Genomic DNA, 20,194 nt, shown 5'->3' with positions numbered 1-20,194 from the left:
TTACTCCCTCTTTGTTCGGTACCGGCTCCCGGGGTTCCCGGGCCGCCGTCGACGGGCTGATCATCCTATCCTAGGACCGAACCACCCCGCCCGCCTTCAATATCACTAACTATCCGGTCACGGATTTTGTTCCCGGACCTGCGACACCACCTGCTGCAACAAGGAGAGGGCCTCGTCGCACGCCTGCTGGCGGACGGCCGATCGTATGCCAGCGAAATGATACTCGTAGGCCTGGGCCACACCGTCGAGTGCTATCCCAATATAAACACTGCCCACTGACTTTCCGCCGTGCGGCTCCGGCCCAGCCACCCCGGTCGTGGAAACCCCGACCCTGGCCCCGGCGACCCGGCAGGCGCCCAGTGCCATCTCGCGTGCGACTTCCGGATCCACCGCCCCGGTGCTCTCCAGCAGTTCCGCGTTGACGCCGAGAATGGAGCTCTTAAGCACATTCTGGTAAGCGATGATGCCGCCCTGCAGCATCGCGGAAGCGCCCGGAACCTCGACAAGCGCGGCGGCGACCATACCCCCGGTCAGCGATTCTGCCGTCGCAACCGTCAATCCGGTTGCCGTGGCGTCGGCCACGATCCGGGGAAGATCCAAAATAATCACGGGTGTCCTGCCTTCGCTGCCGTCCGTAACCGAACGGCCTGAACAATATAATCGGCGCCGGTGACGAGAGTGACCGCCAGCGCAAGGAGCATGAAAATGAGAGCGGCCGTGCCCAACCACGGCGCGATGCCACCCAGCGGCAGCAGATACAGGAAAATGGCCGCGGTCTGCAGCACCGTCTTGAGCTTGCCGCCGCGGGAAGCCGGAATGACGCCATAGCGGATCACCACGAACCGCAGCGCGGTGATACCGACTTCACGCACCAGCATCAGGATGGTGATCCACCAGGGGAGTTCGTTGAGGGCGGACAAAATGATCAGCGCCGAGCCGATCAGCAGCTTGTCCGCAATCGGATCGGCGATCTTGCCGAAATTCGTGACCTGACCCCGCTTGCGGGCGATGTCGCCGTCCAGCTTGTCCGTGTAAATCGCGACGGCGAACGCCAGCACGGCAGCCCAGCGCCAGATATCCTCCGTGCTGTGGTCGGCAATCATGAACCAGATAAAAAACGGCACCAGAACAATGCGTAACATCGTCAGGACGTTGGGTAAGTTCCAAAGCTGCGCAGCAGGCACGGTCGATTCGTTCACAGACCAAGGCTACCCGCCGGGGGCCACGAGAAGTCACTGACCAGCTCAGCGGCCTGTCAGTGACCAGGCGTCCGTGCCGCCGTCGTCGTCTTCTCCGGGAACGTCCGCACCGTCGTAATACTCCACGGCCTGCGTGCGGGCGGCCAGATCATCGGCCACCAGGTCAGCGCCGTAGCCGTGGTTCGCATTCGCGTTGTCCGCCAGCGCCGCGGTGCCTGCGCTGACCGGAGCCTGCACCGGCCCGTCATCCCCGCGCAGGGCCGCGAGGGTGGCCGCCAGATCATCCGGCTTCACCAGCACGTCGCGGGCCTTGGAACCCTCGGACGGGCCCACCACTCCCCTGGATTCCAGCAGGTCCATCAGCCGGCCGGCCTTGGCGAAGCCGACGCGGAGCTTGCGCTGGAGCATCGAGGTCGAGCCGAACTGCGTGGTCACCACCAGCTCGGTGGCCTGCAGCAGCACGTCAAGATCGTCGCCGATATCGTCATCGATCTGCTTCTTCGGTGCCTCCACGGCAACATCCTCGCGGTAGACCGCGGTCAGCTGGCCCTTCACGTGCTCCACCACCTGGTGGATCTCGGATTCGGTCACCCAGGCACCCTGCACGCGGATTGCCTTGGAGGCGCCCATCGGCAGGAATAGCGCGTCTCCTTGGCCGATCAGCTTCTCCGCGCCCGGCTGGTCGAGCACAACCCGGGAGTCCGTCACCGAGGACGTGGCAAACGCCATCCTGGACGGCACGTTGGCCTTGATCAGGCCGGTGACCACATCCACTGACGGGCGCTGGGTGGCCAGCACGAGGTGGATGCCGGCGGCGCGGGCCAGCTGGGTGATGCGCACAATCGAGTCTTCAACATCGCGCGGCGCCACCATCATCAGATCCGCGAGCTCATCCACAATCACCAGCAGGTATGGATACGCCTTGACCACGCGCTTGGAATCGACCGGCGGGTGCACCTTTCCGGCCCGGACGGCCTTGTTGAAGTCGTCGATGTGCTTGAAGCCGTAGTTGGAGAGGTCGTCGTAGCGGGTGTCCATTTCGCGGACCACCCACTGCAGCGCCTCGGCCGCCTTCTTCGGGTTGGTGATGATCGGCGTGATCAGGTGCGGGACGCCCTCATACGCGGTCAGTTCCACCCGCTTGGGGTCCACCATCACCATCCGCACCTCATCCGGAGTGGCGCGCATCAGGATGGACGTGATCATCGAGTTCACAAACGAGGACTTACCGGCTCCGGTCGCCCCAGCCACCAGCAGGTGCGGCATTTTGGCCAGGTTCGCCACCACGAATCCGCCCTCCACATCCTTACCCACTCCCATCACCATCGGGTGGTCGTTGCGGCGCGCATTCTGGCTGCGCAGCACGTCCCCCAGCGACACCGTCTCACGGTCCGTATTGGGAATCTCGATGCCAATGGCGGACTTCCCGGGGATGGGCGAGAGGATGCGCACGTCGGCGCTGGCAACGGCGTAGGAAATGTTCTTGGAGAGCTGGGTGACCCGCTCCACCTTGGTGCCGGAGCCGAGCTCGATTTCATAGCGCGTCACGGTCGGTCCACGGGAGAACCCGGTCACCTGTGCGTCGACGTTGAACTGGGTCAGGGTATCCGTCAAAGCGGCGACGACGGCGTCATTGGCTTCGGAGCGTTCCTTCGGCGGGGTGCCGGGAGCCAGTAGTTCAGCGGCGGGCAGCGTGTAGGTCACGTCACCGGCCAACGAGAGCTGTTCCGTCCGCTGCGGAATCGGCGGTTGCTGCTGCGGAACGCGGGAGAGGACCGGAACCGTCGGAACAGCGGACGCGGCTGCCGGTACGACGGAAATTGCCTCCGTGGCAGGAGCGGTGTCGGTGTTCGTGGGAAGTCCCTGCCGGGCCTTGATTTTGTCGGCCGCGATTTCGGCCTGAGTGGGCCGCCGGACGCCGGGCGCCACCGCAGGAACGGACTGTGCCGAAGGCACGGGCCGGGCGGCGGCCGCGGCACCGTCCGAGGATTCCACATCGGCATCCACGAGTGCGCGTTCGAAGGCCTCATCGCCGACGTAGCCATCCAGGAGGGCGTCGTGCTCATGGTCCCGCTTGCGGCCGAACAGCCCCTTGCCCTTCTTCCGACGGGCCGGGGCCTCGGCCTTCACACCGGACTCGTGGGCGTCCCGTTCGTAGAGATAGCTCTGGTCATGACCATCGCCCTCGCCTGACTCGTCCGGGTACTGTCCCATCAGGGCCTCGTACAGTGACCGCAGCCGCGACGGGACGGACCGGAACGGCGTGGCGGTGAGGATCAGCACGCTGATAAACGCCATGACGGACCAGAAGGCCACAGCCAGCCAGAGGTTCAGGCCCGCTATCAAACCGCCGGCCAGAAATCCCAGCATGCCGCCGGCCTCCTGCAACGGCTCGAACCCGCCATTGAGCTGTGGCATGCCCGCGGCCACATGCGCCAGGGAGGTGCCGGCCAGGGTCAGCAGGCTGAAGCCGATGGCCACCCGGTTGTTGCCGCGCACATCGGCGGGCGTACGGAAGACGCGGACCGCAAAGATCAGCAGCATCGGCGGCAGGACGACGGCGAACCAGCCGAAGGTGCCGCCCAGAACGCCATGCACCCCGTCCACGAAGCCCCCGGTGAGTCCCCACCACTCAAAGGTGGCGATGAAAACCGCCAGCAGCACGAAAAACAGTCCGCTGCCGTCGCGGCGTTCCTCCGCCGGGAGCGAACTCAGGTCGTGCCCCATCCGCCGCATTATGCCGCCGAGCAGATGCCCCACTCCCTGCCAGCACGCGGCGATCATCCGTACCGGCCAGACCGGCCGTGCTATCGATTCGGGCTCCGGCTGTTTGGCGCGCGACGAAGCGGGCCGTGCTGCCGTCTTCGGGGATCGCCCGGCGGTACCGCCCGTGCGACCGGCGGATGGGCGGGCGGGAGTAGTACGTGTCGCCATATCGGCCATATTACCTGTGAAAAACCTGAATTCCGGGGATTTCGCGGGGCCCGGGACCGGTGCCTTCCATGCCGCGAAGGGGCCGGAACGCACAAACGCCAGCGATCCCCGCTCACGAGGCCGAAATTCCCGCCCCATAAGTGGGGATCACTGGCATTTGTGGACTTGGGCTCCTACGCCTCGAGAACCACCGGGATGATCATCGGCTTGCGGCGGAGCCGGCGGTTGACCCAGGAACCGACGATCCGGCGCATCACCTGCTGGAGCTGATAGGTAGTGTGGTCCTTGCTGGCCGTCACAGCCTCTTCCAGGCCCTGCTCGATCCGCGGCTTAATCTCATCGAAGACGGAATCGTCCTCCGCTACACCGCGGGCATGGATCTCCGGCCCCGAGACAATCTTGCCGGTGGTGCGGTTGACCACCACAACGATCGAGATGAAGCCCTCCTCGCCCAGTATCCGGCGGTCCTTCAGATCGGCGTCGGTGACCTCGCCGACGCTGGACCCGTCAACGTAGACGAAGCCGCACTCCACCTGCCCGACGATCTTGGCCTCGCCGCCGCGCAGATCCAACACGGTGCCGTCGTCGGCCAGCAGGATATTCCCGGCCGGGACACCCGTTGCCTCGGCCAGCTTGCCGTTGGCGATGAGATGCCGGGTTTCCCCGTGCACCGGCATGACGTTCCGTGGCCGCAGGATGTTGTAGCAGTAGAGCAGCTCGCCGGCGGCCGCGTGGCCGGATACGTGGACCTTAGCGGTGCCCTTATGGATTACCTCGGCACCGAGCTTGAGCAGACCGTTGATCACGCGGAAGACTGCGTTCTCGTTTCCAGGAATCAGCGAGGAGGCCAGGATCACCGTGTCGCCCTTCCCGACAACGATCTTATGGTCGCCGCTGGCCATCCGGGACAGGGCCGCCATCGGCTCACCCTGGGACCCGGTGGACATCAGCACCACCTTATTGTCCGGCAGGTTGCCGATGTTCTTCAGATCGACGACGACGTTCTCGGGAACGTGGAGATAGTCCAGTTTCGCGGCGATCGCCATGTTGCGGACCATCGAGCGGCCTACGAAGGCTACCTTGCGCCCGTGCAACACGGCAGCATCGAGGACCTGCTGGACGCGGTGCACATGGGAGGAGAAGCTGGCCACGATGATGCGCTTTTGGGCCTGGCCGAACAACCGGTCCAGGGTGGGCCCGATCTCCAGCTCCCCGGTTGTGAAACCGGGAACGTCAGCGTTGGTGGAGTCGGACATCAACAGGTCGATGCCCTCTTCGCCGAGTCGGGCAAAGTGGCGCAGATCGGTGATTCGGCCATCCAGCGGCAGTTGGTCCATCTTGAAATCTCCGGTATGCAGCACATTCCCACCCGCGGTGCGGATAAAAACGGCAAGTGCATCCGGAATGGAGTGATTCACAGCAACGAATTCACACTCGAAGGGACCGAAACGCTCAACGCCGCCCTCGGCAACTGTCAGTGTGTACGGCTTGATCCGGTGTTCCTGCAGTTTTGCCTCGATCAGCGCCAGCGTGAGCTGGGACCCAACGACGGGAATGTCCTCGCGCAGCCGCAGCAAGTACGGGACCGCACCGATGTGATCCTCGTGCCCGTGCGTCAGGACAATGGCGACGACGTCTTCGAGCCTGTTCTCGATGTAGGAGAAGTCCGGCAGAATCAGATCCACGCCCGGCTGGGTCTCCTCCGGGAACAGCACGCCGCAGTCGACGATGAGCAGTTTTCCGGCGATTTCGAAGACGGCCATATTGCGGCCGATCTCCCCCAACCCGCCCAGCGGCACAATCCGCAGCGTAGCGGCAGGAAGGTCCGGCGGCGTCCTCAGCCCAGGAAATGCTGTTTGAGCCGATGCCGCAGAACTCGATGCCGTTGGAGTCAATGTCAGAAGTCCATTCCAGCTTCCGCGAGGTCGGCCTTGATGGCGTCGATCTCTGCCTGGCCGGGCTCCACCAGGGGAAGTCGGACCACCGAACTGGACAGGACACCCTGCCACTTAAGAATCTGCTTGGTCGAGACGGCACCCTGGACATGGGTCATCACGGCACGGATCACCGGATCCAGCTCAAAATGCACGGCGCGGGCCGTGGCGAAATCGCCGGCAAGCGCGGCGTCGACCAGGGCACGGAACTTTTTCGTGGCAACGTGTGCGGAGACGCTGACCAGTCCGACGGCGCCGGCGGCCATCCACGGCAGGGTCAGTCCGTCGTCGCCCGAGTAAACGTGAAGATCCGTGTTGGCCAGGACCCGGGTGGCGGCGGAAAAATCGGCCTTGGCGTCCTTGAGCGCGAGGATCCGCGGGTGGTCCGCCAGCCGGATCAGGGTTTCCGTGGCAATGGGGACGCCGCTGCGGCCGGGAATGTCGTACAGCATCACCGGAAGGTCCGTCGAGTCCGCCACGGCCTCGAAATGCGCCTGAATTCCGGCCTGACTGGGCTTGTTGTAATAGGGCGTGACCAGCAGAAGACCGTCCACCCCCAACGCGGCCGCACGCTGGGAAAGGCTGATCGAGTGACGCGTATCGTTGGTGCCGGTCCCGGCGATCACCTTGGCACGGCCGCCGACGGCGCCCACGACGATCTCGAACATGCCGAGGTTTTCCTCATCCGTCAACGTAGACGTCTCGCCGGTTGTCCCGGTCACCACCAGTCCGTCACACCCGTCGTCGACCAGCCTATTGGCCAGTTTTGCGGTTTGATCGAAGTCCACGTCGCCGTCCGCGGTAAAGGGGGTAACCATCGCGGTTACCAGCGTGCCGAAGGGATATTTGTGCATGTCAGACTCAGCCATGGCTAAAACGTTACCCGCTTGCGCACGGTTTGGAGCAACGGTCCCTCCACAGGGGTCCGCGGCGGGCTATTTGTGACGACGACGGCGCAAACCGGTCTGTAAGCCTACACTGAGACCGTGGACCAGACTCCGGGACTCGTTGCACGGCATCGATCGCTGCAGGCAAAGGCAGCGAACTCCCTGACGAACAGCCGGCTCCGGGACGCCGGACGGGCGGCCGAGCAGTTCCGGCGGTTTGCCACGGTCACCGTGCTGGGCGCCGCGGGGGCGGCGGTTTCGGTGGCTGCCGTCGCCTTCCTGTCCCGGGTAGAGGGCCTGATCGCCCGCCGCACCATGGGAAGCCCGCTGGGCGATGTCGCGCCGATGGCGGATAAGACCTACCGCAAAAAACTCGGCAACCCGTTTAAGGACACGGTGCACCGGCTGCGCGCGATGGGGGCGGAGGTCGTCGTCGGAACCTGCCCCGATTTGGGCACGCTCCCGGCGATACCGCAGCCGCTGCGCAGTTTCGGCGGACGCGCCTCGCGCCGGTTGGCGGCGGCCCAGGCCAAGGGAGTATCGGCCGCAGGCGGACGTCCGGTATTGCTCGGACGAGTGGTCCGGCCGAGGTTCTTGGCCCGGCCGCAAGAGATGTTTGCCGAAGACCGTTTCCATCCCTCCAACCTGGGCTACCGGCGCTCGGCGAAGGCGCTGCTGCCGGCCCTGCTGGAGGCTCTCGACCGCCCGGGCCTGGCCGGTGACCGCGTTGGCGCTGACCGCGGGGTCGACAGCCCGGAGGGCGCTGGCGGTGGCCCGGATTAACTCGGCCGAACTGCCGGTGGGCCCTCCCCGCGGACCCTGCCCTCCGCTCGATGCCTTTCACAGTGAGCTGGGCCGCCACCGGCCTGGACCAGTATGAAAATTAGGCGTTGGTCCTGCTCATTGCCGTTTCAGTGGAAGTGACCAAAATTGGCCGGTAAGGTCCCGGCCGACGCCCAGGCCTCTGGTTTCCGGGTCAACGAGCAGGATGCGGAGTTTCGCCGTTGCGGCATTTTCCCGCACACAAAAGATGCAGCCCGCACGTTTTCCATCCACTTCAGCGATGGCAGCGACGACCTCCCTGCGTTGGCCCGGCGCCAATGTGTTGAGGAGGTCCGAGATCTGACGGGTGGAACGCCCGCCCAACCCCCCGGAAATGTTACCTGCTTTAGTCAGATAAATAGACGTACCGCAGTCACCGCTTTTCGGCCGGAGGTGAGACGATCAGAGGATGCCAGCACTTGCCCAGCGGCTTCCCGGGATCGACGCCGCCAGAGGAATTGCCCTGCTGGGTATGGTGGCCACGCATATCCTCCCGCTGATGGGTGCCGGCGCTGAGCCAACCCCGGTGGGGCTGCTCGTTTCCGGGCGGGCGGCCGCGCTCTTTGCCGTGCTGGCGGGGATCGGACTGGCGCTTTCCACCGGAAAGCAAACACCGCGTCAGGGCAGGACTCTTCGTGCCGGTCAGCGCTCCGTGAGCGCCCGGGCGCTGGTGTTGCTCGCCGCCGGCCTGACGCTCGGGATGGTGCACGTCAACGTTGCCGTCATTCTGGTGCAGTATGCCGCGCTGTTCCTGTGCATCCTGCCGTTTTTGGGCCTGCGGCTGCCCGCGTTGGCCGCGTGGGCAGGTGGCTGGATTCTCCTCTCCCCCGTTGCCGGTTATCTGCTGCGCCCGCTGCTGGCAGAGCATCTGGCGCCGCACGGGCTCGGCCGGCTGGCTGGCGGCAGCGCCAGCTGGGATTCGCTGCAGCAGCCCGGGCTCCTGCTCGCCGATATTTTCGTCACCGGGTACTACCCGGTGCTTCAATGGATCAGCTATCTTCTGGTGGGGCTGGTCCTGGGCCGGCTGGCGCTGCACCGCGCAGGCGTCCAACTGGCCCTCCTAGGTGCATGGGTCGGTAGTGGTTTTAGCCGTTTGATGTTCGGCGGCGTGGCAGCCGATGAATCCTGATGCCGGTAATAATTTCCTTTGAAGGAGGCGCCCCCGCCCCGAGGGATCGTTCAGCGAGGTGTGAAGAGCCGCCGTTGGCGTCCCGGGGCTGCCCCGTTGCCGGCCCCCGTTCTACATCCGCGCCAGGGAGGCCGCCCGGGTGCGGTGGCTGAAGAGCTTCATTAGGTTGTGGCACCCTGCCAGCAACTCCCACTCACGCGCTGCCTTCTCCATGCCGCGCAGGAGCACGTTTTTGCCCTGCCGGGTCTTGATCTGGCCGAAGACCGGTTCAACGATCGCTTTGCGCCGGGCATAAATTTTCTTGCCCTTCTTGGTTTTGAGTTTCCGTCCCATCCGTTCTGCCAGGCTCGCGTTGGCCGGGATCCTGCCCCGGGGCGACTCGGGAATCGGCGTACCGTGTTTCATGCGTCGGGTGGAGATGAAGAACTCGGTTGAATGAGCCGTTTCAACGTCTTTGACGTGCTCGAGGTTGGCTGCCGAGCAATACCCGGCGTCGGCACTCCACGTCGTGGGCATTGCACCTACAGAGACAGCCGTGTGTTCGATCATGGGGGCCAGCTGCTGCACATCCACGGCCACGTTGTTCAATCTGGTGGCAACAATTACCTGGTGGTCAGCATCCACGACGGCCTGGCCGTTGTAGCAGTAATGGTATGAACCATCCGCGGTTTTCATGATCCGCGCGTCCGGGTCCGTGAAGTTCCGTTGCGCCGTGGGCTTCGGCTCGGCCTTCGCAGCGGCAGTGTCGCCGGCAGCGGTGATGTCCTCGTCATCATCGCCGCGGGACCGGGCCTTCTCTTCCGCGAGCTGGCGGGCCTTGGCAGCGGCTTCTTCCTCCAGTGAGGCACGGGCCGTGGCCATCGCCGCGGCCCGGGCCCGCCTGTTCGCCAGCTCCGCGGGGAGTTCGTCCCCGCGAGTGCCCGGCCCGAAGCGGGCGTCCTCGGCCGCGTCGACGGTCTTCGCCTCTTCCATCAGGTCGCTGATCTCATCGGCCAGGACCTTCTGCTTCGCGCTCAACCGGGCATAGCTCATGGCCTTGTGCCGGGACGCGTTGGCCCGCACCTTCGTCCCGTCCAGGGCCACCCTGCCCAGGGAGACCATACCCGCGGCCCGGCACAGTTCCAGGGCCTGGAGGAACACGTTCGCCAGGGCCGCGAGGTGGCGTTCGCGGAAACGGGCGATCGAGCGGAAATCAGGGGCCTGCTGCGCGGCCAGCCACCGGAACGCGACCACATCCGTACATGCCCGCTCCAACTCCCGCGAGGAGCGGACCCCGACACAATATCCGTACAGGACGATGCGCAGCATCAGGCGCGGATCATACGGCGGCTGGCCCTTGGCCTTCGCATAGGACTTGTAGAAGCGGGCCAGGTCCAGCTCCGTGTCCACCATTTCGGCAATGAACCGGGCCAGATGGTTTTGCGGCAGCCACTCATCCAGTGACGGCGGGACCAGCATCACCGCCTCGGGTTCAAACCCCCGGAACCGCTTCCTGGCCCCGCCGTTGGCATCCATCGGCTCATCAACGGCCGGAGGCACGAGGGGCCCCACGAGCGACTCGGCGAACAAACCATCCTGGGAACCGGCATCCATACCCCAATTCTCCCAGCCCCACATCCGGCAGCCCGGCTAATCCGCCGGCGTTTTAAATAATTCACCGGCGTTTTAAAACTAGGACGGACTACTGACCCACGCACCTAGCTGCCGGCGCCCTGGTCGCCTTCGCGGCCCGGAACATTGGTTCTTTTTTCCTTGACTATCTGGGCGGTCTGGACGCCCTGCTGCAGACCCCCGCGGCTGCGCGCGGGCCGTTGCGCAGCCTGTTGCAGGTGGATCTTGCCTGGGTGGACCAGAGCGGTTCCTGGTGGTGGCTGGCCACGGCAGCCCCGCACTCCGGCACCACACTGGATCTGATCCAGACCAGCGCCGTGGCGGCCGCCGTCGTCGGGCTCTGCCTGCTGCTGACGCGACTTCACCCGCGCATCCTGCTGCCGCTGTCCGGCGCCGGGGCCATGACCTTGACGTTGTACTGTGCCCATGTCTTGACGCTCAGCCGGCTGCTGGAGCTGTGGCCCACCACTGGCCGGCCGCCCGGATGGACCACGGAGCAGCTGTTCGGCGCGCAGGCCGTGGCAGTGCTGCTGACCGGTACTGTCTTTGCCCTGCTGCAATGGCGCGGGCCGCTGGAACTCACGGCCCACGCGGCAGCCGCGCTGGCCGCGGGCAGGAGCCGCTCCGGACGTGATCCCATCCGTGCCAAGGCCCGGTAGGGCAGCCCCTTCCCCGTTACCTTCCCGCCTCAGCCCTTGCGGCCTCAGAGTGTGCGGCGGGAGGGACGGGGCTGGGGTGTGGCGGGAGGGTCCGGACCGGAGGTCTGTTGGCCGGGCCGCGGGCCGGGGTCAGGCCGCGGGGCCGGGGTCAGGCCGCGGCGCTGCGGAATATGCTGATGGCGTCCCGCATTGTCTTCCGCGCGCGTGTCCTGTCTCCGGACGCATCATATGCGCAGGACAGCCGGAACCAGGAACGCCAGTCGCCCGGAGCCGCTTCCGCTTCGAGGCGGTACTTTTCAAACTCAGTGTCGGCCGCCGCCCGGACGATGCGTCCGCCCGGGGTCCGCGGCAGCTCGTCCACCGGAAGTCCGCCCTCGGACTCCAGAATTTTGGCCATCCGCTCCATCCGCGACCCAAACATCAGCTCACGGATCAGGGCCCAGGCTCCCACAACGGGCAACACCAGGTACGCCGCACCGAGGCCCTTGGAGGTCAGGTCCGGGTCTGCCAGCAGCAGGAAGGCCCGCTGAACCGTCACCACCAGGTAAAAGACCAGCAGCAGGCAAATCAGGCCCACCCAGATTTTGGTTTTCGACACGTTTAGGCCTCCAGATTCAGATAGCCGTCGAGTCCGACCGTAAGCCCCGGACGAGATGCCACCGTCCGGACGCCGATCAGCACGCCCGGCATGAACGAGGCCTGATTGAACGAATCATGCCTGATGGTCAGCTGCTCACCGAAGCGTCCAAGGAGCACCTCCTGGTGCGCCGTGAGGCCCGCCAGCCGCACGCTGTGCACCGGGATACCCTCCACGCTGGCTCCGCGCGCGCCGTCGAGCTGGGTCTGCGTCGCGTCCGGTGCCGGCGCCACCCCGGCCTCGGCCCGGGCGGCGGCGATCAGCTGCGCCGTGCGGACGGCCGTCCCGGACGGTGCGTCGACCTTGCGTGGATGGTGCAGCTCGATGATTTCCACCGAGTCAAAATACTTGGCCGCCCTGGCCGCAAAGCTGCTCGCCAGCACGGAACCGACGGCGAAGTTCGGCGCGATCAGCACTCCGATCTGCGGGTGTTCGGCCAGCAGCGGGCGCAGCGCGCCCAGCTTTTCATCCGTCCAGCCTGTGGTTCCGACGACGGCGTGCATGCCGTGTTCGACGGCGAACCTGACGTTCGTCTCGGTGGCGTCCGGAACGCTCAGATCGATGATGATCTGCGCCCCGGCGGACACCAGCGAATCGAGCGGATCATTGCGGCCCAACGAGGCAACCAGTTCCAGGTCCGGCGCGTCCGTCACCGCCATGACAGCCTCGCGGCCCATCCGGCCGCAGGCCCCCAGCACGGCCACCCGCACCGTTCCCGCGGCCGGCTCGTCGCTGTGGGTTCTGCGCCCAGTCGCCTGTTCATTCATGCTGCCAAGTTTACCGGGGCGCGGCTGAGGATCCTGCACCTACCCATTCCACCGAACCGTCCGCGAAGAACTGCTCCTTCCAGATCGGCACCTCATCCTTAATCCGATCCACCAGTGCGGCGCAGATGCTAAAGGCCAACTGCCGGTGCGCGGTGGCGACGGCGCAGACCAGCGCGGCATCGCCGATCCGCAACGGCCCAATCCGGTGCGCTGCCCAGATCCGGATGTTGGACCCGCCAGCGTCGAGCTCGGACCCATGCGCCCGCAGGACGCCGTCCACCACCTCGGCAAGCACGCGTTCGGCGCTGGGATGCGCCGAGTAGCCCAGTTCCAGTACGTCCTTGCCGCCGTCGTGATTGCGCACCACGCCGCTGAAGCTGACCACGGCTCCGCAGCCCGGCGCCTCCACCGCGGCAACGGCCACGTCAACGAAAATGGGCTCAGCGCTGAGCTGTGCGGCGAGAATCTCAATGCTCATGGCTGCCCTCCAGCTGATCGCAAATATGCCTGAGCAGCGGCGCCAGCACCGCCAGCCCGTCCCGGATGCCACCGGCGGAGCCGGGCAGATTCAGTACAAACGTCCGCCCGCTCACTCCAGCGTAACCCCGGCTCAGCGCCGCCGTCGGCGTTTTCGCCCCCCCGGCCGCACGGATAGCCTCCATGATCCCGGGAATTTCGCGTTCCAACAGCGGATGCGTCATTTCCGGGGTCAGATCATCGGTGCTCAGTCCGGTGCCGCCACTGGTGATAATGACCGCAGGGTGCCGGTTGAGCAGGCTCTGCAGCGCATCATGGACATCCTCGCCGTCCGGCACAACGTGCGTTTGGAACACCTCAAACCCCTGCTCCGCCAACCAGCCGCTGATCACCGGTGCGCTGGTGTCCGGATAGATTCCAGACGCCGCGCGGGTGGAGGCAATGACGATCCCGGCCGTCCGCCGGGGGCCGCCGTTCACAGCGTCCAGTCCCCGCTCTTGCCCCCGCTTTTCGCAAGTACCTTGATATCCGTAATGACGGCGTGCTTGTCCACCGCCTTGATCATGTCGTAAACACTCAACGCGGCAACACCGGCTGCGGTCAGCGCCTCCATTTCCACTCCTGTCACGGAGCGCGTCTTGACCATCGCGTGCACGGTCACGCTGGTGGCGGCGAGCACGAAGTCCACCGTGACCTTACTGATCGGCAGCGGATGGCAGAGCGGAATCAACTCCGGCGTTTTTTTCGCTGCCATAATTCCGGCCACGCGGGCCACGGCCAGCGCGTCGCCCTTGGGCAGATCGCCGGCACCAAGCAGCGCCATGACCTGCGCCGTCGTCGTCACCACGGCCTGCGCGGTGGCCTGCCGTGTGGTCTCGTCTTTGGCGGAGACGTCCACCATCTGCGCGCTGCCGTCCGCGCGCAGGTGGGTCAGTACGGCGTCCTGCGTGGCCACGGACGGAATCTGCGGATTACTCATAACAGCCATACTTCCACTTCTGCGCCCACGGCGAGTGCCGTGACGTCCGCCGGGACCTGGATCAGCGCGTTGGAGTCCGCGAGCGCGCCGATCAGGTGCGACGACGGTCCCCCCTCCGGCCGCACGGTGGCTCCGGCGGGTGCGCCGGCGGGTTCAAAGACCGCCCGACGGATCTGGTGCTTGCCTGCGGGCGAAGTCAACGCCTCGGTCAACACCGCGGTGACCCTGGGCCGCGGCTGCGGGGAACCGGTGAGCTCCGTCAACGCGGGCCGGAGGAACATTTCAAAGGACACGACGCCGCTGACCGGGTTCCCGGGAAAACCCAGAAATGGGACACCGTCAAAGGTGCCCAGCGCCTGCGGTCCGCCCGGCTGCATGGCGACGGAGAGGAAATCAATATCCTCCCCGCTGAGCGCCTGCTTGACCACTTCGTAGGCGCCGGCACTGATGCCGCCGGTGGTCACGATGGCATCGATCCGTCCGCCGGCCACATGTCCGCGGAGGATCCGCAGCAGGGTTTGGGGATCATCGGGGACCAGCCCCGCGGTCACCACTTCGGCTCCGGCTTCGAGCAGACAGGCGTGCAGCAGCATCGAATTGGCATCGAAGATCTTCCCCGCCGGCAGCCCGCCGCCGCGGCCCACACTGCCTGGCAGCACCACCTCATCGCCGGTGGCCGCCAGCAGCACGCGGGGCCTGCGCCGCACTGCCAGTTCGGTCAGCCCCAAGCCCGCGGCCACGCCGAGATGGCGGGCGGTCAGCCTGGTTCCTGCAGTGATGACCCGCCCGCCGCGGCGGATGTCGCTGCCGGCATGACGGACAAACGTGCCGGTTTCGGTGGCCGGCAGGGTGACCATGGACTGGGCCGGCGGGCTGGTCGTAGTGGAATAGGGGCGCGGCCCAGACGAGGTGGGATGGGGCGGCGGGCCGGCCGTGGCGGACACGGGCGGGGCGGACACGGGCGGGGCGGGAAAAACCGGGGGGTCGGCGCGTTCCACCGGGACGACGGCGTCGGCACCGTCGGGTAGCATGGCGCCGGTCATGATCGGCGCGGCAAAGCCACGCTGCAGGGCGGCAGGAACGGAGCCGGCGGGAATGGCCGCGGCAATCTTCAGCCGGGCCCGCGCGGCGAGATCGGCAGCATTGACGGCAAACCCATCCATCTGCGAGTTGGCGAACGGCGGCAAATCGATCCCCGCATCCACGTGCTGGGCCGCCACACGTCCCAGCGCCTCGATCAGTGGCACCCTCCCGCCGTCGTCGAACTTTCCGGCCCAGGCGGCACCCAACAGGGTACGCACCGCCTGCTGATGCTCGGCAACAGTTCTGCGCATGGCATTCCTTCCGCTGATGACTTCCTCATTGGCATGATGCCAGACATAGTGGTTCGGCGCGCAACGGTCTTGCCCATGTGGGCTGCCGTCCGCCCCTGCCATGGTTCGGGCCGTCGGGGACGGGACAAAGCAGCCGTTTAAGTCGCAGCCGTTTGAGTTGCGGCTAATAGCCGGTTTCGGCAACCCGTTTGAGCCCGGCAAGATCCGCCGCCACGGCCTCGACATCACGGGCAAAGTCCTCCTCGCTCATTCCCGGCCTCCGGCGGATGGTGAAGACCACCTCACACGTTCCCCCGTCCGCGATCACGCGCATCGGATTGTAAATGGTCTCCCCGGACGGAAGGGTGACCTCGTGGTCGAGCACACCGTAGGGATTTTGCCCGGTGAAATTGATGCGGACCTGCCCCATCGGTGAATCCGCTAACCAGTGATCGTCCACCCGTTCCACCGGACTTCCGGTGAGCCCGGCGGCCCACTGCGGCAGGTGGATCGGGTCCGAGGCGTAGGCGTAAACCTCCGCGGCCGGGCGTTCGATGGCGGTTGAGATGTGTCTTGACGCCGGTTTCATTGCTGCCTCCATTTCATACCTGCCTCAGTTTCACTACTACCTCAGATCCGCTGCTACCTCAGATCCGCTGCCTCATCAGATCCGCAGCTTCAGCAGTGTCAGGGCTGCCACCGTTTCAGGGCTGCATCTGATCTACCGGGCGGCCGGCGGCTGCCAGGCTGGATCACGTCCGAACCATCCAGCCAGCCGGTCCTGGACGGGAGCTCCATCGGGCACCGAAACCTCCGGGCCGAAGGCCTTGTCCGCACCGCGAAAGGCCGGCTGCAGCATCCGCTGCCCCCAGGCCAGGGCGTACGCGGCCACCTCCGGATCCAGATGGCTGCCCTGGCCAGTAGCCCGGGCAAGATCCCACGCGTGCACACTCAATTCGGTGATCTGCTGGTCAGCGCGGTCAATCAAAGGGGCTAGGCGGCCGCCCGGCCCGGCAACCTCGGCGTCCCGGTCGGCCTCACGCCAGGTGCTCAGCAGCCGCTGTGCGCGCTCCTGGTAATCAACCGACCAGGCATTCCCCAGAGCCTGCGGCGGTTCCGCCCAGTCGGGCGTTTCCCCGCGGGCCGCAACGGTGAAATTGTGCAGATCCTGCCCCACCACGTGCTGCAGCAGGCGGCCCACGTCCCAGTTGCCGCACGGCGTGGGCAGCGATGTCTGGCCTGATTCCACGCCGGAGACAATGCGGCCGGTCTGCAGCACCGCACGTTCGAGCAACATCAGGGTGTCCTCCGAGACTATCGTCATAGCTGTTCCTTTCAGCGCGTCCAAGGTGATGGCTGGATTCTACTCCTGCCGGCAATCCGCCATCCCTGCAATCCGCAACCCCGGCAATCTGAGCTGACCGTTAGGAGAGCCGGTTCGACCGTCAGAAGCAGCGAGGCCGCGGTCAAGGCGCTGCCATGCAGCCCAGAGCCAGCGGCTCTGATCTGGCATCAGCGATAAGCCAGCGATGGCCCCTCGTTGCAGATCCGCTTCTGAGGGAATAACGTGGCAGTCATGACGCAAATACGGATCGCCGACGCCGCACGGTTTCTGAGCGTCAGTGATGATACCGTGCGGCGGTGGATTGAAAACGGCACGCTCTCCGGGGCCAAAGATGATTCCGGGCTGGCCGTGGTGGACGGACTGGAGTTGGCCGGGCTGGCCCGGAAGCAGTCGGTCCTGCCCGACGATCCGGCGCAGGTGAGCAGCTCGGCGAGGAACAGATTCGTGGGGCTGGTGATACACGTTGTGACCGACACCGTCATGGCCCAGGTTGAGCTGCAGTGCGGACCGCACCGGATGGTCTCGCTGATGAGCAGCGAAGCGGTCAGGGAGCTGGGGTTGGAACCTGGATCGGTGGCGACCGCCGTCGTCAAGGCTACCAACGTGATCGTCGAAACCCCGCAGCGCAAGGCCGCCCTGTGAAACAACCGCCCCGACTCCGGGGCTGCGCGAGGGTTATGACCGGACTGCTCTGCACCGGTCTGCTCTGCCTGGGCCTCGCCGCCTGCGGGTCCGCAGCTGCGGGTAACCGCTCGGATTCACCCGCCGCCGGCACCGCAGACACGGAAACTCTCTCAGGCACCCTGACGGTGTTTGCCGCCGCTTCGCTGAAGGCGACGTTCACCGACCTGGCAAACACATTTGAAAAGGACCACCCGGGAACCATAATCCAGCTGAGTTTCGCGGGCTCCTCCGATCTGGTCACGCAGATCACCGAGGGCGCGCCGGCGGATGTCTTTGCTTCCGCGGACACCACGAACATGGCCCGGCTGTCCGATGCCTCCCTGCTGGAGGGCGCTTCATTGGACTTTGCCAGCAATGCCCTGACCATCGCGGTCCCACCGTCGAACCCCGCGTCCATCGCCGGCTTCGCAGATCTGGCCCGCCCCGGCGTCAAAGTTGTCGTTTGCGCGCCGCAGGTGCCCTGCGGCGCTGCGGCGGCGAAAATCGAACAGGCAACGGGCACCACCCTGAAGCCGGTCAGCGAGGAATCCGCCGTCACGGATGTACTCGGAAAAGTGAGCTCCGGGGAGGCCGATGCCGGTCTGGTTTACGTCACCGATGTGAAGGGGGCCGGCGGAAAAGTCACCGCGATCGGCTTTCCGGAGTCCGGCACCGCCGTCAACACCTATCCCATCGCCACCGTTGCCGGCAGCATACACGGGCAGCTGGCCAAGACCTTTATTGACATGGTGACCGGTGCGGCGGGGCAGAAAGTCCTGGCCGACGCCGGCTTTGGAAAGCCCTGACCGGGCACAGGGCGAGGACCCGACGGTGCCGTCCCCACGCGCGGGCCGGCTACGACGGCGGATACTCGGCGGTTCCGCTCTCGGTCTGGCTCGTCGCCGCCGTCGGCACGCTCTTTATTCTGCTGCCGCTGGCGGCGATGACGGCGCGGGTCAACTGGGCGCAGTTCATCCCGCTGGTGACGTCAGAGCCTTCGCTGGCGGCGCTCGGCCTGAGCCTGCGCACGTCCGCGGCCAGCACAGTACTGTGCGCCCTGCTGGGCGTTCCGTTGGCGCTGGTGCTGGCCCGCAGCCGGTTTCCGGGACAGCGGCTCCTGCGTTCGCTGGTGCTGCTGCCGCTGGTGCTCCCTCCGGTGGTGGGAGGAATTGCGCTGCTGTACACGTTCGGCCGGCGCGGACTGATCGGTTCGTCCCTGAGCGTGCTGGGAATACAGATTGCTTTTTCGACGACGGCGGTCGTCCTGGCGCAGACTTTTGTCGCCCTGCCGTTCCTGGTCGTGAGCCTCGAAGGCTCACTCCGCACGGCGGGGCACCGGTATGAAGCCGCCGCGGCGACGCTGGGAGCCAAACCGGGGATCGTCCTACGCCGCATCACACTCCCCTTGGTCCTGCCGGGCCTGGTCTCCGGGGCCGTGCTGTCGTTCGCGCGCAGTCTCGGTGAATTCGGGGCAACTCTGACCTTTGCCGGAAGCCTGGAGGGCGTCACCCGCACCCTTCCGCTGGAGATCTATCTGCAGCGCGAAACCGATCCCGATACGGCCGTTGCCCTGTCGCTGGTGCTGGTGTTCATCGCCGTCGCGGTGGTCGGCATCTCCTTCCGCCGCACCGCGCCGCGTCTGCCCGCGGCCATGATGAAGCCGTGACATTCACCATCACGGCCGGTGTGGCCGCAAGAGCGCTCGAGGTTTCCCTGCGCGTGGACGACGGCGAAACAGTTGCCGTCCTGGGCCCCAATGGTTCCGGTAAATCCACCCTGCTCGCCGTCATCGCGGGCCTGCTCCGGCCCAGTTCCGGACGCGCCGAACTGGACGGGCGGGTACTGTTCGACTACGGCAGAACCGTGGCCGACGACGGCAGGCCCCATGGTGGTGGCGCAGCGGGCCGGAGCGCCGGAGCAGCAGGGCCATCCACGCCGTTCCAGCGCACGGCAGCGCAATGGGTTCCGCCATACGACCGGAAAATCGCCCTGCTGGCGCAGGAGCCGCTGCTTTTCCCGCATCTGAGCGTGCTTGAAAATGTGGCCTTCGGCCCCCGGTCGGCAGGGGCCGGCAGGGCCGACGCCCGGCAGACTGCACGGCATTGGCTGGTCGAGGTGGAAGCTCTGGAGCTGGCGTCCCGGCGTCCGGGCGAGCTTTCCGGAGGCCAGGCGCAGCGGATCGCCCTCGCCCGCGCCCTCGCAGCGGAGCCGGACCTCTTACTTCTGGACGAGCCGATGGCCGCACTGGACATCGCGGTGGCGCCGTTGCTGCGCAAGTTGCTCAAACGCGTACTCGCTGGCCGGCGCTCCATTATTGTCACCCATGACGTGGTGGATGCCCTCGTGCTGGCGGATCGGGTCGTTGTGCTCGAGGGCGGAAAAATCGTCGAGGAAGGGCCAACAAGGCGTGTCCTGGAACGGCCGCAGAGCCGCTTTGCCGCCGGCCTGGCCGGGTTGAATCAGGTCACCGGAACCGTCACCGGCCACGGGATCATCACCGCTTCCGGGATGAGCATCACCGGGCCGCCCGACGGTGCCGCAGTCCTTGGCGAGGCGGGCGTCGCCGTCTTCCGCCCGTCCGACGTCTCGGTGTTCCGCGACCCTGTCCACGGCAGCCCGCGCAACGCCTTTGAGGTCAGCATCAGCGATCTGGAACCACATGGGGATCAGATCCGGATCCGGGCTGGCGGCCTCGCGGCCGACGTGACCTTGTCCGCCGCCGCGGAGCTTGATCTCACCGCCGGGAGCGTCGCATATTTCGTGGTCAAGTCTGCCGCTGTCCGTGTATTCCCGGCCAAGGTTTTCCCGGTCAAGGCACATTAGGGCCGGTCAGCCCGC

21 protein-coding genes are annotated in these 20,194 nt (G+C 66.1%); 7 read left to right on the top strand and 14 right to left on the bottom strand.

Annotated elements, in window-relative coordinates; all coding sequences use genetic code 11:
• Positions 1-117: 117 nt before the first annotated feature.
• The 5 genes from ACLLJI_RS05365 to dapA all read right to left on the bottom strand — a co-directional run bounded on the left by ACLLJI_RS05365 (position 118) and on the right by dapA (position 6,936).
• On the bottom strand, positions 118-609 hold the full coding sequence (locus ACLLJI_RS05365) for a CinA family protein (RefSeq protein WP_434618810.1): 492 nt from the start codon (positions 607-609) through the stop codon (positions 118-120).
• Complete coding sequence (pgsA, locus tag ACLLJI_RS05360; RefSeq protein ID WP_283561150.1) at positions 606-1,199, bottom strand: CDP-diacylglycerol--glycerol-3-phosphate 3-phosphatidyltransferase; 594 nt, start codon at positions 1,197-1,199, stop codon at positions 606-608. Before pgsA ends, ACLLJI_RS05365 begins: the two co-directional genes overlap by 4 nt.
• A gap of 45 nt (positions 1,200-1,244) precedes the next feature.
• Positions 1,245-4,133, bottom strand: coding sequence for a DNA translocase FtsK (locus tag ACLLJI_RS05355; RefSeq protein ID WP_434618806.1), 2,889 nt, complete (start codon positions 4,131-4,133; stop codon positions 1,245-1,247).
• Positions 4,134-4,306: 173 nt separating this feature from the next.
• Entirely contained in the window at positions 4,307-6,028 is a 1,722-nt protein-coding gene (locus tag ACLLJI_RS05350; RefSeq protein WP_434618803.1) for a ribonuclease J, read from the bottom strand.
• 2 nt (positions 6,029-6,030) lie between these two features.
• Positions 6,031-6,936, bottom strand: a complete 906-nt coding sequence (gene dapA, locus ACLLJI_RS05345; protein ID WP_434618800.1) for a 4-hydroxy-tetrahydrodipicolinate synthase — start codon at positions 6,934-6,936, stop codon at positions 6,031-6,033.
• Between the two features lie 117 nt (positions 6,937-7,053).
• Here dapA and ACLLJI_RS05340 point away from each other — a divergent pair, with 117 nt between their 5' ends.
• Together ACLLJI_RS05340 and ACLLJI_RS05335 are read left to right on the top strand one after the other, a co-directional pair.
• A complete protein-coding gene (locus tag ACLLJI_RS05340; RefSeq protein WP_434618797.1) occupies positions 7,054-7,737 on the top strand; it encodes a hypothetical protein in 684 nt (227 codons plus the stop codon).
• A gap of 448 nt (positions 7,738-8,185) precedes the next feature.
• On the top strand, positions 8,186-8,905 hold the full coding sequence (locus ACLLJI_RS05335; protein ID WP_434618794.1) for a heparan-alpha-glucosaminide N-acetyltransferase domain-containing protein: 720 nt from the start codon (positions 8,186-8,188) through the stop codon (positions 8,903-8,905).
• A gap of 111 nt (positions 8,906-9,016) precedes the next feature.
• On the opposite strand, the gene ACLLJI_RS05330 is transcribed toward ACLLJI_RS05335, so the two are convergent.
• A complete protein-coding gene (locus ACLLJI_RS05330) occupies positions 9,017-10,420 on the bottom strand; it encodes an IS1182 family transposase (protein WP_434621093.1) in 1,404 nt (467 codons plus the stop codon).
• Positions 10,421-10,734: 314 nt separating this feature from the next.
• Here ACLLJI_RS05330 and ACLLJI_RS05325 point away from each other — a divergent pair, with 314 nt between their 5' ends.
• Positions 10,735-11,175, top strand: coding sequence for a hypothetical protein (locus ACLLJI_RS05325; protein WP_434618791.1), 441 nt, complete (start codon positions 10,735-10,737; stop codon positions 11,173-11,175).
• Positions 11,176-11,323: 148 nt separating this feature from the next.
• Here the strand turns inward: ACLLJI_RS05325 and ACLLJI_RS05320 are convergent, their stop codons facing one another.
• The 8 genes from ACLLJI_RS05320 to ACLLJI_RS05285 all read right to left on the bottom strand — a co-directional run bounded on the left by ACLLJI_RS05320 (position 11,324) and on the right by ACLLJI_RS05285 (position 16,672).
• Positions 11,324-11,773 (bottom strand): hypothetical protein, encoded by a 450-nt coding sequence (locus ACLLJI_RS05320; protein ID WP_283561144.1) that lies wholly within the window; start codon positions 11,771-11,773, stop codon positions 11,324-11,326.
• Between the two features lie 2 nt (positions 11,774-11,775).
• Positions 11,776-12,579, bottom strand: coding sequence for a 4-hydroxy-tetrahydrodipicolinate reductase (gene dapB, locus ACLLJI_RS05315; protein WP_283561143.1), 804 nt, complete (start codon positions 12,577-12,579; stop codon positions 11,776-11,778).
• 10 nt (positions 12,580-12,589) lie between these two features.
• The gene (locus ACLLJI_RS05310; RefSeq protein WP_434618787.1) at positions 12,590-13,057 is read right to left on the bottom strand and encodes a molybdenum cofactor biosynthesis protein MoaE; all 468 of its coding nucleotides are present in this window, start codon (positions 13,055-13,057) and stop codon (positions 12,590-12,592) included.
• The gene (locus ACLLJI_RS05305) at positions 13,047-13,544 is read right to left on the bottom strand and encodes a MogA/MoaB family molybdenum cofactor biosynthesis protein (RefSeq protein ID WP_434621251.1); all 498 of its coding nucleotides are present in this window, start codon (positions 13,542-13,544) and stop codon (positions 13,047-13,049) included. Before ACLLJI_RS05305 ends, ACLLJI_RS05310 begins: the two co-directional genes overlap by 11 nt.
• Entirely contained in the window at positions 13,532-14,035 is a 504-nt protein-coding gene (gene moaC / locus ACLLJI_RS05300; RefSeq protein ID WP_434618784.1) for a cyclic pyranopterin monophosphate synthase MoaC, read from the bottom strand. The genes ACLLJI_RS05305 and moaC overlap by 13 nt, the downstream gene beginning before the upstream one ends.
• Positions 14,032-15,369, bottom strand: coding sequence for a molybdopterin molybdotransferase MoeA (locus ACLLJI_RS05295; RefSeq protein ID WP_434618781.1), 1,338 nt, complete (start codon positions 15,367-15,369; stop codon positions 14,032-14,034). Before ACLLJI_RS05295 ends, moaC begins: the two co-directional genes overlap by 4 nt.
• 163 nt (positions 15,370-15,532) lie before the next feature.
• Entirely contained in the window at positions 15,533-15,937 is a 405-nt protein-coding gene (locus ACLLJI_RS05290) for an SRPBCC family protein (protein ID WP_283561137.1), read from the bottom strand.
• 132 nt (positions 15,938-16,069) lie between these two features.
• The gene (locus ACLLJI_RS05285) at positions 16,070-16,672 is read right to left on the bottom strand and encodes a TIGR03086 family metal-binding protein (RefSeq protein ID WP_434618778.1); all 603 of its coding nucleotides are present in this window, start codon (positions 16,670-16,672) and stop codon (positions 16,070-16,072) included.
• Positions 16,673-16,924: 252 nt separating this feature from the next.
• Between ACLLJI_RS05285 and ACLLJI_RS05280 the strand changes: the two genes are divergently transcribed.
• Genes ACLLJI_RS05280 through ACLLJI_RS05265 form a run of 4 tightly spaced genes read left to right on the top strand, consistent with a single transcriptional unit; the run spans position 16,925 to position 20,179 of the window.
• Positions 16,925-17,335, top strand: a complete 411-nt coding sequence (locus ACLLJI_RS05280) for a TOBE domain-containing protein (protein WP_434618775.1) — start codon at positions 16,925-16,927, stop codon at positions 17,333-17,335.
• Between the two features lie 35 nt (positions 17,336-17,370).
• Positions 17,371-18,162, top strand: coding sequence for a molybdate ABC transporter substrate-binding protein (gene modA, locus ACLLJI_RS05275; RefSeq protein WP_434618772.1), 792 nt, complete (start codon positions 17,371-17,373; stop codon positions 18,160-18,162).
• Positions 18,159-19,022: an ABC transporter permease gene (locus ACLLJI_RS05270; protein ID WP_434621248.1), complete on the top strand. Its 864-nt coding sequence runs from the start codon at positions 18,159-18,161 to the stop codon at positions 19,020-19,022. Before modA ends, ACLLJI_RS05270 begins: the two co-directional genes overlap by 4 nt.
• Positions 19,019-20,179 carry a sulfate/molybdate ABC transporter ATP-binding protein gene (locus tag ACLLJI_RS05265; RefSeq protein ID WP_434618769.1) on the top strand — a complete coding sequence of 387 codons (1,161 nt, stop codon included), beginning with the start codon at positions 19,019-19,021 and terminating at the stop codon, positions 20,177-20,179. Before ACLLJI_RS05270 ends, ACLLJI_RS05265 begins: the two co-directional genes overlap by 4 nt.
• Positions 20,180-20,194 lie beyond the last annotated feature (15 nt).

The sequence above is a fragment of the Arthrobacter sp. A5 genome (assembly GCF_051131705.1).
Classification (GTDB): Bacteria; Actinomycetota; Actinomycetes; order Actinomycetales; family Micrococcaceae; genus Arthrobacter_M.
The sequence above is the reverse complement of the archived record's forward strand: the minus strand, read 5'-3'. Positions and strand labels throughout refer to the sequence as shown.